Raw genomic sequence first — 15,572 nt, forward strand, 5'->3', positions numbered from 1 at the left:
GACCTGCCCCGATGAACACCACCTCGCGAACCGCGACCCAGCTTCCCGCAAACCCCCGCCACATCCCGTATCCTCTAGGCCTTCACGGGACAACGGGTAACGCGGTGATCGGTTTCGATCTGGTGAGCAAACGATACGAGGGCGACCACCAAGCCCTCACCGACGTGTCGTTCCGGGTGGACGCGGGCGAAATGGCCTTCGTCACCGGGCACTCCGGCGCCGGCAAGAGCACGCTGCTCAAGCTGCTGGCGATGATCGAACGCCCCACCAACGGCGTGGTCACGCTCGACGGCCAGAAACTCAACACCGTCCGTGCCCATGACATCCCCCGTCTGCGCCGCAAGCTTGGCATGGTCTTCCAGGACCACCGCCTGCTGCTCGATCGCAGCGTCTTCGGCAATGTCGAACTACCCCTGGTGATCGCAGGCGTCGCCCCGTCCGAGCGCAGCCGCCGCGTGCGCGCCGCGCTGGAGAAGGTGGGCCTGCTCAGCTACGAGAAACAGCTGCCGTCGGCCCTGTCCACGGGCGAACAGCAACGCGTGGGTATTGCGCGCGCCATCGTGGCGAAGCCGGCGGTGCTCATCGCCGACGAACCCACCGGCAACCTCGATCCGCAGCTGGCCATGGAAATCATGAGCCTGTTCGCCGAGTTCCAGCAGGTGGGCACGGCCGTGCTCGTCGCCAGCCACGACCTGATGCTCATCAAACGCATGAAGAAACGCGTGGTCGTGCTCGACCACGGCAAGCTCGTGGCCGACGTGCCCGCGACGGAGGTCCAGTGAATACCGTGCGTGAGCCGCGTCGCGCGGCCGAACCCGAAAAGACCCGCCGCAGCGAACCGCACAAGGTGGGCGCATGGCGCGAACACCACGCATGGAGCCTGTCGATCAGCCTGCGCCGGCTTCGTGCGCGGCCGCTGGGCACCCTGCTCACCGTCGCCGTGATGGGCGTGGCGCTGGCACTGCCCCTGGCGTTCTACCTGCTGCTCGGCAACGTGGAGCGCATGGGCGATGCGCTGGGCCGCAACCAGGCCATCAGCGTCTTCATGAAGCCAGGCCAGAACGCCGGCATGGCCGATACGGCAGCCTCCGCGCTGCGCGGGCGCCCCGAAGTCGCGGACATCACTGTGCGCACGCCGAAGGACGGCCTCGACGAACTGGCCGAAGTGCAGGGTTTTTCCGGCGCACTGCAATCGCTGGATGCCAATCCGCTGCCCTTCGTGCTTTCCGTGCAACCCAAGCCGGGCCTGTCCGCCGATGACGTGGCGCGGCTCGTCGACGCCATGAAGAACACCCCGGGCGTGGACATGGTGCAGGACACCGGTGCATGGCGACAGCGTCTCGATGCCCTGCTGGGCGTCGGCACGCGGGCAGTGACCCTGCTCGCGGGCCTGCTCGGCATGGCCGCCTTGCTCGTGGTCGGCAACACCATTCGCGTGGACATCCTGAGTCGCGCCGAGGAAATCGGCGTGCTCCTGCTCATCGGTGCCAGCAAGCCTTTCGTGCGTCGCCCCTATCTCTATACCGGCGTGTGGCTCGGCTTCCTTGCCGGCGTACTCGCCGTGGCGCTCGCGGTGCTGCTCGAACTGTCGATGGTCGGCCCGGTATCGCGTCTGGCGGCCGCCTACGACGGCAGTGTCAGCTTCGGCGGCCTGCCTGCGTGGCTGCTGGTGTCCGTGCCGTTCGCCGCGGCCTTGCTTGGCTGGCTGGGTGCCCGCCTGGTGAGTGCGCGGCAGATCCGCCGCATGGCGGCTGCCTGAGGAAACGACGATGGGGGCGGGCACTCGGATCGGTTCGGCGGCGGGGGCCGCGCCGCGCATCCTGCTGGTGGACGGCTCGAAGGTCGTCCGCCAGCTGATCACCCGCGTGGTGAAGGCGGAGGTGCCCGATGTCGAGATCGTGGCCGTGGCCACGGGCGCCGATGCCCAGGCCGAACTCCAGCACGGCGTTTTCGACTTCATCACCGTCGCCCTGCGCCTGTCCGACATGGATGGCCTGGCACTGGCGCGCTACGTGCGCGAATCCGCGCCGCAGATCTACATGCCCATCGTGGTGGTATCGGGTGACGTCGAGCAACGCCTGCAACGGCGCGAGCTGGGCGAGTTCGTCACCGATTACTTCGACAAGTCGCTGGGTTTCCAGGCGCTGGCGGAATTCATTCGCGGCTATGTGTCGCCCGAAGGCGGCGCGGAAGGCGAGGTACTCTACGTCGAGGACAGCCGCGTGGTGGCGCTTGCCACGCGACGCATGATGGAAAAATACGGTCTCACCGTGCACCACGTCATCAGCGCCGAGGATGCACTGGCCCATCTTCGCGCGGCGAAGGCGCGGGGTGAGATGGGCGCCGACGTGGTCCTCACCGATGTCAGCCTCAAGGGCGAACTCACCGGTGGCGATCTCGTGGAACGCATCCGCAATGAATTCGGTTACGGCAAGGGGCGGCTGCCCACCCTGGTCATGACCGGCGACGAAAACCCGGCCAACCAGACGGCCCTGCTGCGTGCGGGCGCCAACGATCTGGTGGAAAAGCCGGTGGAGGAAAGGCTCTTGATCACCAAACTGCTGTTCCAGCTGCGCGTGGCGCGGCACCTGCGCGAAAGGACCGAAGGTTGAACGATCGCGTCCGCCTCGAACCCTCCTGGAAGGAGCGTATCGGCTCCTATCTCGACCGCCCCGACATGCATGCGCTGTCGACCTTCCTGCGTGACGAGAAGGCCCAGGGCAAGGTCATCTACCCGCCGGGCCCGGAGATCTTCAACGCCTTCACCCATACGCCGTTCGATCGCGTGCGCGTGGTGATCCTGGGGCAGGATCCGTATCACGGCCCCGGCCAGGCCCACGGCCTCAGCTTCTCCGTGCGCCCCGGCGTGCGCGTACCGCCGTCGCTGCTGAACATGTTCAAGGAGATCGAGGATTCCCTGGGCATCCCGCGCCCCGACCACGGCTGCCTCACCCCATGGGCCGACCGCGGCGTGCTGCTGCTCAACGCCTCGCTCACCGTGGAGGCCGGGCAGGCCGCCTCGCACCAGGGCAAGGGCTGGGAAGGTTTCACCGACGCGGCCATCGACGCCCTCAACCGCGAGCGCGAGGGCCTGGTCTTCATGCTGTGGGGCAGTCACGCCCAGAAGAAGGGCCAGCTGATCGACGGCAAGCGCCACTGCATCCTGCGCAGCGTCCACCCATCGCCCCTGTCGGCCCATCGGGGCTTCATGGGCTGCGGCCACTTCGCCAAGGCCAACGACTATTTCGCCTCCCGCGGCGAGCCGCCCATCGACTGGTCGCTGCCGCAGCGGGCGGAACTGGACGTTTCGTAAGCGGCCGGGGCCTCCTGGCCTTGGCAAAAGCGCATCCCGCCCTAGATAGGGGTGTAAGCCATGTCCTGGCACATCCCGTAGGCCCCCCGTCGAAACGGGCTCCCGATTGTTGACGCCCAGGACTATCGCTTTTGCGCGAGGCGGTTGAAAGCGTTCCGGTCGTCCCCATATTTTCCTTGCGCGACAGTTACATGGACGCGCCGACGCTGCCCGCCGGGTACCTCCTGGCCCGGTCGGGCAGTTGTCTGTCGGCTGAATCCCCCGGGCCTCCAACTGGACAATGAGGGGTGGTTTCTGTACTATTGAGTACAGCTAACCGCCCTGGAAGCTCATGTTGAACTTCCGGCGGGGTTAGCACTCCCTAATGGGGACTGCTAACCTGCACCAAGATTTCAGGAGGTTCCACTCATGTCCCAAGCTCTTGCTACCCGTAACTACGGGCTTCCGAGTGTCGTTGGCAGTCTGGATTCCTACATCGCGGCCGTCCATCGCATTCCGGTGCTCAGCCTTGACGAGGAGCAGACGCTTGCGCGGCGCTTCCACGACGACGCCGACCTCGACGCCGCCAAGCAGCTCGTGATGTCCCATCTCCGCTTCGTGGTCCACGTGGCCCGCGGCTACAACGGCTACGGCCTGCAGCTCTCCGACCTGATCCAGGAAGGCAACATCGGCCTGATGAAGGCGGTGAAGCGTTTCGATCCGGACCAGGGCGTGCGCCTGGTCAGCTTCGCTGTGCACTGGATCCGTGCCGAAATGCACGAGTTCATCCTGCGCAACTGGCGCATCGTGAAGGTCGCCACCACCAAGGCCCAGCGCAAGCTGTTCTTCAACCTGCGCAAGAGCAAGAAGCGCCTGGGCTGGATGAACGCCGAAGAAGTCCGCGTGGTTGCCAACGACCTGGGCGTGCCGGAAGCCACGGTGCGCGAGATGGAATCGCGCCTGTCGGGCCGTGACGTGGGCTTCGAAGCCCCGGCCGACGCCGATGACGACGACAAGCCGGCACCGGCCGCCTTCCTCGTCGACGAAGGCGCCGACCCGTACGACAACCTCGCCGAGGCCGATGCGTCGAGCAACCAGATGGGCGCCCTGTCGTCCGCCCTGGCAAACCTCGACAACCGCTCGCGCGACATCATCCAGCGCCGCTGGCTGGCCGAAGACAACAAGGCCACCCTGCAGGATCTGGCTGACGAGTACGGCGTTTCGGCCGAGCGCATCCGCCAGATCGAGGCGAATGCCATGAAGAAGATGCGCGTCGCCATCGCCGCCTGAGCGGCAGGAACGGCGTAAGATCGGAAACGGCTCCCTCCGGGGAGCCGTTTTCCGTTGTCCCCCAGCGTGGAGTCACACAGGATGCCCAGGGCCCTGGTCATCGAAGACGATGAAGTCACCGCCCGCGATATCGTCGCGGAGCTGGGCGCCCACGGCCTTACCGCCGACTGGGTGGCCAATGGCCGCGACGGCCTGCAGCGCGCCCTGGCCGATGGCTACGACATCATCACCCTCGACCGCATGCTTCCCGGCATGGACGGCATCGACGTGGTCTCCGAACTGCGCAAGCGTTCGGTGGAAACACCGGTGCTCATGATCAGTGCCTTGTCCGACGTGGACGAACGCGTGCGCGGCCTGCGTGCCGGTGGCGACGACTACCTCACCAAGCCCTTTTCACCGGACGAACTCGCCGCCCGCGCCGAGGTGCTGTTGCGCCGCCGTCGCAGTGCGGCCAGCACGCCGGAAACCCGCCTGCGCGTGGACGACCTGGAACTCGATCTGGTCCGTCACAACGCCTTGCGCAAGGGCAAGCCGCTCACCCTGCTGCCCACCGAATTCCGCCTGCTCGAATTCCTGATGCGCAACGCCGGCCAGGTGGTGACGCGGCAGATGATCTTCGAGCACGTGTGGGGCTTCCATTTCGATCCTGGTACCAACGTGATCGATGTCCATATCGGCCGGCTGCGTCGCAAGATCGACGGTGCCGGCGAACAGCCGCTCATCCGCACGGTGCGTGGCTCGGGGTATCTCCTTGCGCCCGCTGACTGACGCCTGGCGTTCGGCCACCTCGCGGCTGATCCTCATCTACGGGGCGCTGTTCGCGATCTGGTGCATCGCGCTGGTGGGCGTGGTGCAGTGGGAGTCGTCGAACTACCTGTCCAACGTGGTCGACCAGATGCTGGTCGCGCGTATCCATTACCTTGAGAACACCGATCCCAGGCGCCTGCCGGATACGGTGGATGCCGCGAGTGCCATCGATATCCAGGGCTTCATGTGGGTAGGCCTGTTCGATGCGCAAGGCCACCGCCTTGCCGGCAATATCGACGGCGTGCCCAAGGGTATGTCCGAGGATGGCGTGGTTGTTCCCATCAAGGCGAGCCTTGTCGATTCAAAGCGCGTGGGGCTCACCCGTGCGCGCGGCATTACCCGTGAATTGCCGGGTGGCCAGCGGCTCGTGGTGGCGAAGGAAAGCACCACCATCGACGGCCTCACGGCGATCATCTGCCGCGGCCTGCTCTGGGGCCTGTCACTCACCCTGCTGCCTGGCGTACTCGGCGGCATCCTCATCGCCCGTGGCCCCGCGCGGCGCATCCGCGCCATCCAGCAGGCCATGGAGCCCATCCGCCAGGGCGACCTGAGCGTGCGCCTGCCGGTCTCCCGCGGCGGCGACGAGGTCGACCTGCTGGCCTCGACCGTGAACCAGGCGCTGGGCGAGATCGAGCGCCTGCTGGGCGAGGTGAAGGGAGTCACCGACAACATCGCCCACGACCTGCGCACGCCGCTCACGCGTATGCGCACGCGGCTTTACCGCCTGCAACAGCAGTTCGACGGGCGTCCCGAAGGCCAGCAGCTCGACGACTGCGTGGCCGAGATCGACACCGTGCTGGCGCGCTTCCGTGCCCTGCTGCGCGTGTCGGAACTGGAAGACCGCCAGCGCAGCGCCTGTTTCGCGGCGATGGACCTGGGCACCGTGCTGCGCAACGTGCATGAGTTCTATGCGCCGCTGGCAGAAGACCGCGACCAGTACTTCGAGCTGGACGTGGACCACCTGCCGGCCCTGCGCGGCGATCCGCAGCTGCTGTTCGAGGCGCTGGCGAACCTGGTCGGCAATGCCATCAAGTTCACCCCCAATGGCGGCAGCATCCGCCTGCGCGCGTTCACCGATACCACCGGCGACGCCCGCATCGACGTGGCCGACACCGGTCCCGGCATTCCGCCCGACGAACGCGAAGCCGTCTTCCGGCGCTTCTACCGGAGCGACGAAACGCGCGCCAAGCCCGGCTGTGGCCTGGGCCTGGCCATCGTGAGCGCCATCGTGCGCCTGCACGGGTATTCCCTGTCGGTGGGCGGCGACGAGCGCGGGGCGGTATTCACCGTGCTGTGCCCGGCGGAGCTTCCGCCCCTGGCCGGACGGCTTGCCGCAGCATCCGTCGCTCCGTCCCGGGTGAAAGCGGCCGAGGCGACGCCACTGGGCGACACCCTGCCGGACGTACGCCCGGTCGTGCATTGACGGGCGCAACTCCTTAGCCGGTCAGGCATTTCCGGTGTCCGGCTGGACGTCTAAATAAATCTTAACTACGCCGCAGGAAGGTACGGGCGCAGAATTCGCCGCGACGCAACATTCGCGCACGGAATCCGTCCTCCATGATTGGCATCGTCCGGATCGCACTCTCGCGACCGTATACCTTCGTCGTCCTCGCTCTGCTGATCCTCATCGTGGGTCCGCTGTCCGCGATGCGTACGCCGACGGACATCTTCCCCGACATCAAGATCCCCGTGATCGCGGTGGTCTGGCAGTACACCGGCCTTCCGCCCGACCAGATGGTGGGTCGCGTGTCGTCGCCGTTCGAGCGCGTGCTCACCACCACCGTGAACGACGTGGAGCACATCGAGGCCAACTCGATCTCCGGCTTCGGCATCGTGAAGATCTTCTTCCAGCCCACGGTGGACATCCGCACGGCGAACGCGCAGGTCACCGCCGTCGCGCAGACCCTGCTCAAACAGCTGCCGGCAGGCAGTACGCCGCCGCTGATCCTGAACTACAACGCCTCGACGGTGCCGATCATCCAGCTCGCGCTGTCGGGCGATGGCCTGACCGAGCAGAACCTCGCCGACCTTGGCCTCAACATCATCCGTCCGCAGCTCACCTCGGTGCCGGGCGCGGCGATCCCGTATCCCTTCGGCGGCAAGACCCGCCAGGTGCAGATCGACATCGATCCGGCGGCCTTGCAGGCGCGTGGGCTGTCGGCGCAGGACGTGGCCAACTCGCTCGCGGCGCAGAACCTGATCACGCCGGTGGGTACGCAGAAGATCGGCGACTTCGAATACACCCTGCAGCTCAACAACTCGCCCTCCGTGGTCGACGAACTGGGCAACCTGCCGGTGAAGGTCGTCAACGGCGCGACGGTGTTCATCCGCGACGTGGCCCACGTGCGCGATGGTTCGCCGCCGCAGACCAACATCGTGCACGTCGATGGCAACCGCTCGGTGCTGATGACGGTGCTGAAGAACGGTTCGGCATCGACGCTGGCGATCATCCAGGGCATCAAGGATCGGGTGGCGGGCATGAAGGATGCCCTGCCCGAGAACCTCAAGATCAGCCCCATCGGTGACCAGTCGCTGTTCGTCAGCGGCGCGATCGCAGGCGTGGCACGCGAAGGTGTCATCGCCGCCGCGCTCACCAGCCTGATGATCCTGTTGTTCCTCGGCAGCTGGCGTTCGACGGTGATCATCGCCACGTCGATCCCGCTGGCCATCCTGGGCGCCATCGCGATGCTGTCGGCGTTCGGCGAGACACTGAACATCATGACGCTGGGTGGCCTCGCGCTCGCGGTGGGCATCCTGGTGGATGACGCCACGGTGACCATCGAGAACATCAACTGGCATCTCGAACACGGCAAGGACGTGGAGACGGCGATCCTCGATGGCGCGGCGCAGATCGTGACGCCGGCCTTCGTCTCGCTGCTGTGCATCTGTATCGTGTTCGTGCCGATGTTCTTCCTGGAAGGCGTCGCCCGCTTCCTCTTCGTGCCGATGGCCGAAGCGGTGATGTTCTCGATGATCTGCTCGTTCATCCTCTCGCGCACGCTCGTGCCGACGATGGCGAAGTACCTGCTGCACCCGCATTCGCATGAAGACCCGCACGGCGAGCACGGCAAGGTGTCGCGCAACCCACTGGTTCGTTTCCAGCGTGGTTTCGAGAAGCGCTTCGAGGCGATCCGCCAGAGTTACCACGGTCTTCTCGAACTCGCGCTGCGCAACAGCCGGCCCTTCGTGATCGGCTTCATGGCCTTCGTGATCCTGTCGTTCGCCCTGGTGCCGATGCTCGGCCGCAACTTCTTCCCGGCGGTGGACTCGGGTCAGATCCTGATGCATGTGCGTGCGCCGGTCGGCACCCGCGTGGAAGAAACCGCCAACCTGTTTGCGGCGGTCACCCGTGAGGTGCGCAAGATCATCCCGGCCGACGAGCTCGGTACCGTGGTGGACAACATGGGCCTGTCGTCGTCGGGCATCAACAACACGTACAACAACACCGGTACCGTCAGTTCTGCCGATGGCGATCTGCAGATCTCGCTGAAAGAAGACCACCGGCCCACGGCGGATTACGTCCGCCAGCTGCGCGAGAAGCTGCCGCGACTGTTCCCCACCGCCACCTTCTCGTTCCCGCCGGCGGACATCATCAGCCAGATCCTGAACTTCGGCTCGCCCGCGCCGATCGACCTGCAGATCCGCGGTCCCAACGTGGCGGCGAACTTCAAGTACGCGGACACGCTGCTGCGTGAGATCCGCCGCGTGCCGGGTGTCGTGGACGCGCGCATCCAGCAGTCGCAGTCCAGCCCGACCTTCAACGTCGACGTGGACCGCAGCCGCGCACAGCAGGTCGGCATCACCGAGCGTGACGTCACAAACAGCCTGGGCGTGAACCTGGCCGGTTCCAGCCAGATCGCACCGACCTTCTGGCTGAACCCGCAGAACGGCGTGTCGTACCCCATCGTGATGCAGACGCCGCAGTACGCGATCGACACGCTGCCCGACCTCGCCAACGTGCCGATCAGTCCCAGCGCGGGCGCGGCAGGTTCGCAGATCCTCGGTGGCCTGGCTTCGTTCAGCCGCACCACCAGCAGCACCGTCGTCAGCCAGTACAACATCAACTCGATGGTGGAAATCTTCGCCACCACGCAGGATCGCGATCTCGGCGGCGTGGCCGCGGATATCCAGAAGATCGTGGACGCGCACAAGAAAGACCTGCCGAAGGCGTCCAGCACCGCGCTGCTCGGTCAGGTGCAGACGATGAACAGCGCCTTCACCGGCCTGATCTTCGGCCTGCTCGGCGCCATCGTGCTGATCTACCTGCTGATCGTGGTGAACTTCCAGTCGTGGGCCGATCCGTTCGTGATCGTCACCGCGCTGCCCGCCGCCATCGCCGGCATCATCTGGATGCTGTTTGCGACGCATACGACGTTGTCGGTGCCCGCGCTCACCGGTGCCATCATGTGCATGGGCGTGGCCACGGCCAACTCCATCCTGGTGGTGAGCTTCTGCCGCGAGCGCCTCGCGGAAACCGGCGATGCCTTCATCGCGGCGTCGGAAGGTGGCTTCGTCCGCTTCCGTCCCGTGCTGATGACCGCGCTGGCCATGATCATCGGCATGCTGCCGATGGCCCTGGGCCTGGGCGAGGGCGGCGAGCAGAACGCGCCGCTCGGTCGCGCCGTGATCGGCGGCCTCATCTTCGCTACCACGGCCACGCTGCTGTTCGTGCCGGTGGTCTTCAACATCGTCCATGGCCGTCGTGGCCACGCCTCCAAAACCCCGGTGAATGCTTCCGGAGAGCCCGCCCATGTCGTCTGATACGAACCACACTCCTCCGCCGCGCCGTCTGCGCCTTGCCGGCGTCATTGCCGCCATCGTGATCCTGGCCATCGTCGTCGCTGGTGTGGCCACCCGCGCCAACGAATCGCGCAACCTGCGCGAGTGGACCAACGAGCAGGCCACGCCGTCTGTCACCCTGGTCAGTCCCGAGGGCGGACAGGGCGGTGGCGACCTCAACCTGCCGGGCCGCCTGCAGGCCTATGCCCGTGCGCCCATCTATGCGCGTACCAGCGGTTACCTGAAGTCGTGGAAGTACGACATCGGGCAGAAGGTAAAGGCCGGCGACGTGCTGGGTGAACTCGAAACTCCCGACCTCGACCAGCAGTTGCTCCAGGCCAAGGCCGACCTCGCCAGCGCACGTGCCAACGAAGCCCTCGCGAAGACGACAGCCACGCGCTGGCAGTCCATGCGCGATTCCGATTCGGTTTCCAAGCAGGAAGTGGACGAAAAGACCGGCGACTACGACGCCAAGCGTGCGCTGGCCGAAGCGGCCCAGGCCAACCTCGAACGTATCCAGGCCACCAAGGGTTTTGCCAAGCTGGTGGCGCCGTTCGACGGCGTGGTCACGGCGCGCGAGACCGATGTCGGCGCCCTGATCAACGCCGGTGGCGGCGGCCAGGAATTGTTCGTGGTGTCGGATACGCACAAGCTGCGCATGTACGTGAACGTGCCGCAGAACTATGCGCCCTCGATCAAGCAGGGCGCGACCGTGAAACTCAGCGTACCGGAATATCCGGGACAGACCTTCGAGGGCAAGGTGGAATCCACGTCGTCGGCGATCAATGCTGCCAGTGGCACCACACTGGTCCAGGTGGCGGTCGACAATGACGACGGCAAGCTGCTTCCCGGCAGCTACGCCAGCGTGATCTTCGACCTCCCGGCCAATGCCGCGCTCTTCCGCGTACCGGCCAGCGCGCTCGTGTACGACGGCAGTGGCCTGCGCGTGGCCGTCGTCGACGCGCAGAACAAGGTCAGCTTCAAGGACGTGACCATCGCACAGGACTTCGGCAAGACGGTGCAGCTGGCCTCGGGCATCGCCGCGGGCGATCGCCTGATCGAAAGCCCGCCCGACGGCCTGGCCAATGGCGATACCGTGAAGGTGATCCCGGCGAAGAAGGAAGGCGGCAATGGCAAGGCGTGAACCCTTGCGGCTGCTCACGGGCCTGCTGCTTTCAGCGGGTCTCGCGGCCTGCTCGATGGCACCGACGTACAAGGCCCCCGAGGTGCCCGTCGCCCCGCAGTTTGCCAACACCGATTCGCCGTGGGTGGAGGCAAAACCGGCCGATCACCTTGATCGTTCGAACTGGTGGGCGCTGTATGGCGATTCGCGCCTCGATGGCTTGCAGGGCCAGTTGCTGAAGAACAACGCCACGCTGGCGGCTGCCTATGCGCATTACCAGCAGGCGGAAGCGTTCACCAAGCAGGCGCGCGCGGGATTGTTCCCGACGTTTGGCCTGAACGGCAACGCCACACGTAACCGTGAGTCGGACACGAAGCCCCTGCGCGGTGCCACGTCGCCTGCGTATTACAACTCCTACACCATCAACGGCCAGCTCGATTACGAGGTGGACCTGTGGGGGCGCGTGCGCGACACCGTCGCGGCGGGCACCGCAGAACAGGTCGCCTCGGCCGCCGATCTGGCGGGTGCGCAGCTCAGCCTGCAAGCCCAGCTCGCGGACAACTACCTCCAGCTCAATGGGCAGGATCGCCAGATCAAGGTGCTCAACGAAAGCATCGTCGCCTTCACCAAGGCACTGGAACTGACCCAGTCACGCCATGACGGCGGCATCGCATCGGGGCTGGACGTCGCACGTGCGCAGACCCAGCTGTCCAACGCGAAGTCGCAGCTGACCCAGGCGCAGGCGCAACGCGCGGTGGTATTGCATGCCATCGCGGTGCTGGTGGGCGACAACGCGTCCACGTTTGCCCTCGACACGAAGGATGACGTCGTCAAGGTACCGACCATTCCGCTGGAAGTACCGTCGGCCCTGTTGCAGCGTCGTCCCGATATCGCGGCGGCGGAGCGTCGTACGGCTGCGGCCAATGCACGCATTGGCGTAGCGCGCGCGGCATTCTTCCCGCAGATCACGCTGGACGGGCAGGGCGGCTGGCAGAGCAGTGCGTGGGGCAACATTGCCACGGCACCGAACCGCTTCTGGGCCATTGGCCCCACTGCGTTGCTGAACATCTTCGATGGTGGCCGCCGCAAGGCCGCAGTGGAGTCGGCGAAGGCCGCGACGGATGAAGCGGGCGCGAAGTATCGTGACGTGGTGCTCAACGCGTTCGCGCAGGTGGAAGACAACCTCACCCTGCTGCGCGATCTCGGCACGGCGCTGACCGACCAGCGCGCCGCGGCCGACGCTGCGCAGAAGTCGGTGGACCTGTCGCTCAATCGCTATCGCGAAGGCGCCGTGGGTTACCTCGACGTGGTGCAGGCGCAGACCTCCGAGCTGGATGCGCGTCGCAGCGTGATCGACCTGGAAACCCGTCAGCTCCGTGCCAGCGTGGCGCTGATCCGCGCGCTGGGTGGCGGTTGGTCCACCGGCGCCTGACGAGCCATCCTGCGTTCTCTGCGCCGCCCGATGGCGGCGCCCTTGTAGGAGCGCGCCTCGCGCGCGACCGGTCATCGCGAACCCAATCAACGCCTCGCCGCGGACCGGTCGCGCGCGAGGCGCGCTCCTACAACAGCATCCGGGGTGTTAGCCTCGGCGGATGCAGGACATCCTCAACCTCCAGCGCCACGCCCAGCAGACCGAAGGCACCCCGGGTGCCGCCGTTCGCATCGATCGCCTCGACCGTGCCATCGGCATCCTTGTCGACCACGCACGCGAGATCGCCGAGGCCCTGCGCGAGGACTTCGGTCACCGCTCCATCGAAGGTTCCCTCATCACCGATGTCGCAGCGTCCATCGAGCCGCTGAAGCACGCCAGGCGCCACGTCAGGCACTGGATGCGACGCGAGCGTCGCGCGGTGACACCCGCAGCCCTCGCCCTGCTCGGCGCACGCGCCTGGGTGGACTACCAGCCCAAGGGCGTCGTGGGCGTCATCGCGCCGTGGAACTTTCCGTTCAACCTCACCTTCTCGCCCCTGGCAGGCATTCTCGCGGCAGGCAACCGCGCGATGATCAAGCCCTCGGAATTCACGCCCCGGTCGTCGGCGCTGATGCAGTCGATGGTCGCGAAGGCTTTCGATCCTGCCGAGCTGACAGTCGTAACCGGTGATCAGTCGGTCGGCGAGGCATTCGCTGCGCTGCCGTTCGATCACCTGCTTTTTACCGGTGCCACGCAGGTCGCAAAACATGTGATGCGCGCCGCCGCAGCCAACCTCGTGCCGGTGACGCTGGAACTGGGCGGGAAGTCGCCGGCCATCATCGGCCCCGATGCCGACCTGGACATGGCGGCCGATCGCCTGCTCTTCGGCAAGACGCTCAATGCCGGACAGATCTGCGTTGCGCCGGATTACGCGCTGGTTCCCCGGGGAAAGGTCGATGCCTTTGCCGCTGCGCTGGCGCGCAGCTTTGCACGCATGTATCCCTCGGTACGCAACAACGCGGCGTATACGAGTGTCGTCAACGAGCACCATCTCGAACGCCTGCAGTCGTATCTATCCGATGCCAGGGAGAAGGGCGCGTCAGTGCGCTCGCTGGATGCATCGATCGACATGGTGGAAGACCGTAAGCTTCCCCTTCATCTCGTGCTGGATGTCAGCGATGACATGCGGGTCATGCAGGAAGAGATTTTCGGCCCGATCCTTCCTGTCGTCTCCTATGGAAAGCTGGACGATGCGCTGGCTTATGTCAATGCACGACCAAGGCCTCTGGCGCTGTATTACTTCGGCCAGGATCGTGCGATGCAGGAAGCATTACTGGCGGGCGTAGTAGCCGGTGGCATCACGATCAACGATACCGTGATGCATCTGACGATGGATAACCTGCCCTTCGGAGGTGTGGGGCCTTCCGGCATGGGGTCATATCACGGCTTCGACGGGTTCCGCACCTTCAGTCATGCACGTGGTGTCTATCGCCAGGCATGGCTTGATGTGGGCAAGTTCTTGCGGCCGCCTTACGGCAAGGTGGTCGACGCCGTGCTGAGAGCAAAGCTCAGACGCTGAGAGCTTTTGTAGGAGCGCGCCTCGCGCGCGACCGGTTGTCGCGAAACCATCCCTCGCCCGCAAAGCGCGTTCCTGCAGTTATTCTCAAGGGCCGGGCCCATCGTGTAACGTATAGGCTCATGTCGGGGGACAGGGGAAAAACATGGGGTCAATGGACTGGATCGTGGCGCACGCTCCACTGGGCACATTTGCGTGGATCGTCCTGGGGGCGATGTTTGCTTGGATTGTTTTTGTCGAGCCGTGGCTGGGCATCAGGAGCCACCGGGGCTTTCTTGCCGAGTTGACGCAGCACGCCGATGCGCGCCGGCGTTTCTATCTACGCTGGACGATTCTTCTCGTCGTGCTGGGTGGCGTGGTGCTTGCGGCATTTGCCACATTACCGGGTCTTGACTGGGCGGCGCTCGGGCTGCGTGTGGATACGTCACGTGCCAGTCCGATGATGATTGGCGCGCTCGCAGGAGGCGTCATCGTCGGGGGACTGGCTTCGGCATGGATCGCGCGGCGACGAGGTGAGGCCGTGCCTCTTGTCGGCGACATCGAAGCCATGTTGCCGACGACGGCCGTTGAACGCCGGTATTTCATCCTGCTTGCATTCGCCGCGGGGATCTTCGAGGAAATCGTCTGGCGCGGCATGGTGGTGTTCGCCGTGTATGCCGTGGCACCGGATGCGGCCGTGTACTGGCCAGTGGCGATATCCGCCGTCGCGTTCGGCATCGTCCATGTCTACCAGGGCGTACGCGGCGTGCTTGCAACGACGTATCTGGGTGCGTTCCTGTGCGTGCTTTACCTGTATTCGGGAAGCCTGCTGCTGCCCATGGCATTGCACGTGCTGATCGACCTGCGGGTGGCCTTCGTGCGGCCGTTGCGGCAGCAGACGCCCGTGGCCGTGTAGGAGCGCGCCTCGCGCGCGACCGTTTGATACGCTGCACCACCGATTAAAGCGGCCTCCCTACCGGAGGTGTGGGGAGCCGATCGCATCGGCGATGTTGCGCGCTGTAGGAACCCAGCCCATGTGGTGTTTCGCTTCGTAGGAAGGGCTCGCCAATCGCCCTCGCATCGGCGCTGGAACGTGACATTGCAGAGGCGACGGGGGCGGCCCTTGGCGCTCCGGCCTGCGGTGTCCCTCGGGAAAGGAGGAGCCGCTGCGCGGCTCAGTGTCTTATGGCTTGCGCCCCTTCGGGCACGGGGAGCGGGCGGGGTTTCTCGACTCGGCCTCCGTGCCTCGGCGAGAAAGACGGGTCTTCCTGACCCGTCCCCTTCGGGCCTTATCCGCCCACTCCCCTCACCTCCA

At 65.7% G+C, this 15,572-nt stretch carries 12 protein-coding genes; all 12 read left to right on the forward strand.

All coding sequences use genetic code 11. From position 1 onward, the window contains the following. Nucleotides 1-104 precede the first annotated feature (104 nt). The 12 genes from ftsE (at nt 105) to KR767_RS08915 (ending at nt 15,173) form a co-directional block, all read left to right on the forward strand. Nucleotides 105-782: a cell division ATP-binding protein FtsE gene (gene ftsE, locus KR767_RS08860; protein WP_166950721.1), complete on the forward strand. Its 678-nt coding sequence runs from the start codon at nt 105-107 to the stop codon at nt 780-782. Continuing rightward, nucleotides 779-1,759, forward strand: a complete 981-nt coding sequence (ftsX, locus tag KR767_RS08865; protein ID WP_345779897.1) for a permease-like cell division protein FtsX — start codon at nt 779-781, stop codon at nt 1,757-1,759. Before ftsE ends, ftsX begins: the two co-directional genes overlap by 4 nt. 10 nt (nt 1,760-1,769) lie before the next feature. Further along, a complete protein-coding gene (locus KR767_RS08870) occupies nt 1,770-2,612 on the forward strand; it encodes a response regulator (RefSeq protein WP_166950717.1) in 843 nt (280 codons plus the stop codon). Further along, nucleotides 2,609-3,313 carry a uracil-DNA glycosylase gene (gene ung, locus KR767_RS08875; protein WP_250878862.1) on the forward strand — a complete coding sequence of 235 codons (705 nt, stop codon included), beginning with the start codon at nt 2,609-2,611 and terminating at the stop codon, nt 3,311-3,313. Before KR767_RS08870 ends, ung begins: the two co-directional genes overlap by 4 nt. 408 nt (nt 3,314-3,721) lie before the next feature. Beyond that, nucleotides 3,722-4,582 (forward strand): RNA polymerase sigma factor RpoH, encoded by an 861-nt coding sequence (gene rpoH, locus KR767_RS08880; protein WP_166950713.1) that lies wholly within the window; start codon nt 3,722-3,724, stop codon nt 4,580-4,582. Between the two features lie 81 nt (nt 4,583-4,663). Further along, complete coding sequence (locus KR767_RS08885) at nt 4,664-5,350, forward strand: response regulator transcription factor (RefSeq protein ID WP_166950711.1); 687 nt, start codon at nt 4,664-4,666, stop codon at nt 5,348-5,350. Then, nucleotides 5,334-6,812, forward strand: coding sequence for a sensor histidine kinase (locus KR767_RS08890; RefSeq protein ID WP_250878863.1), 1,479 nt, complete (start codon nt 5,334-5,336; stop codon nt 6,810-6,812). The genes KR767_RS08885 and KR767_RS08890 overlap by 17 nt, the downstream gene beginning before the upstream one ends. A 134-nt stretch (nt 6,813-6,946) precedes the next feature. Continuing rightward, complete coding sequence (locus KR767_RS08895) at nt 6,947-10,150, forward strand: efflux RND transporter permease subunit (protein ID WP_166950709.1); 3,204 nt, start codon at nt 6,947-6,949, stop codon at nt 10,148-10,150. Further along, on the forward strand, nt 10,140-11,312 hold the full coding sequence (locus KR767_RS08900; protein ID WP_166950707.1) for an efflux RND transporter periplasmic adaptor subunit: 1,173 nt from the start codon (nt 10,140-10,142) through the stop codon (nt 11,310-11,312). The genes KR767_RS08895 and KR767_RS08900 overlap by 11 nt, the downstream gene beginning before the upstream one ends. Beyond that, entirely contained in the window at nt 11,299-12,723 is a 1,425-nt protein-coding gene (locus tag KR767_RS08905; protein ID WP_250878864.1) for an efflux transporter outer membrane subunit, read from the forward strand. The genes KR767_RS08900 and KR767_RS08905 overlap by 14 nt, the downstream gene beginning before the upstream one ends. Nucleotides 12,724-12,883: 160 nt before the next feature. Continuing rightward, complete coding sequence (locus KR767_RS08910; protein WP_250878865.1) at nt 12,884-14,281, forward strand: coniferyl aldehyde dehydrogenase; 1,398 nt, start codon at nt 12,884-12,886, stop codon at nt 14,279-14,281. A 211-nt stretch (nt 14,282-14,492) separates the two neighbouring features. Beyond that, nucleotides 14,493-15,173, forward strand: a complete 681-nt coding sequence (locus KR767_RS08915; RefSeq protein WP_250878866.1) for a CPBP family intramembrane glutamic endopeptidase — start codon at nt 14,493-14,495, stop codon at nt 15,171-15,173. Nucleotides 15,174-15,572 lie beyond the last annotated feature (399 nt).

Source organism: Luteibacter anthropi, assembly GCF_023699965.1.
Classification (GTDB): domain Bacteria; phylum Pseudomonadota; class Gammaproteobacteria; order Xanthomonadales; family Rhodanobacteraceae; genus Luteibacter; species Luteibacter anthropi.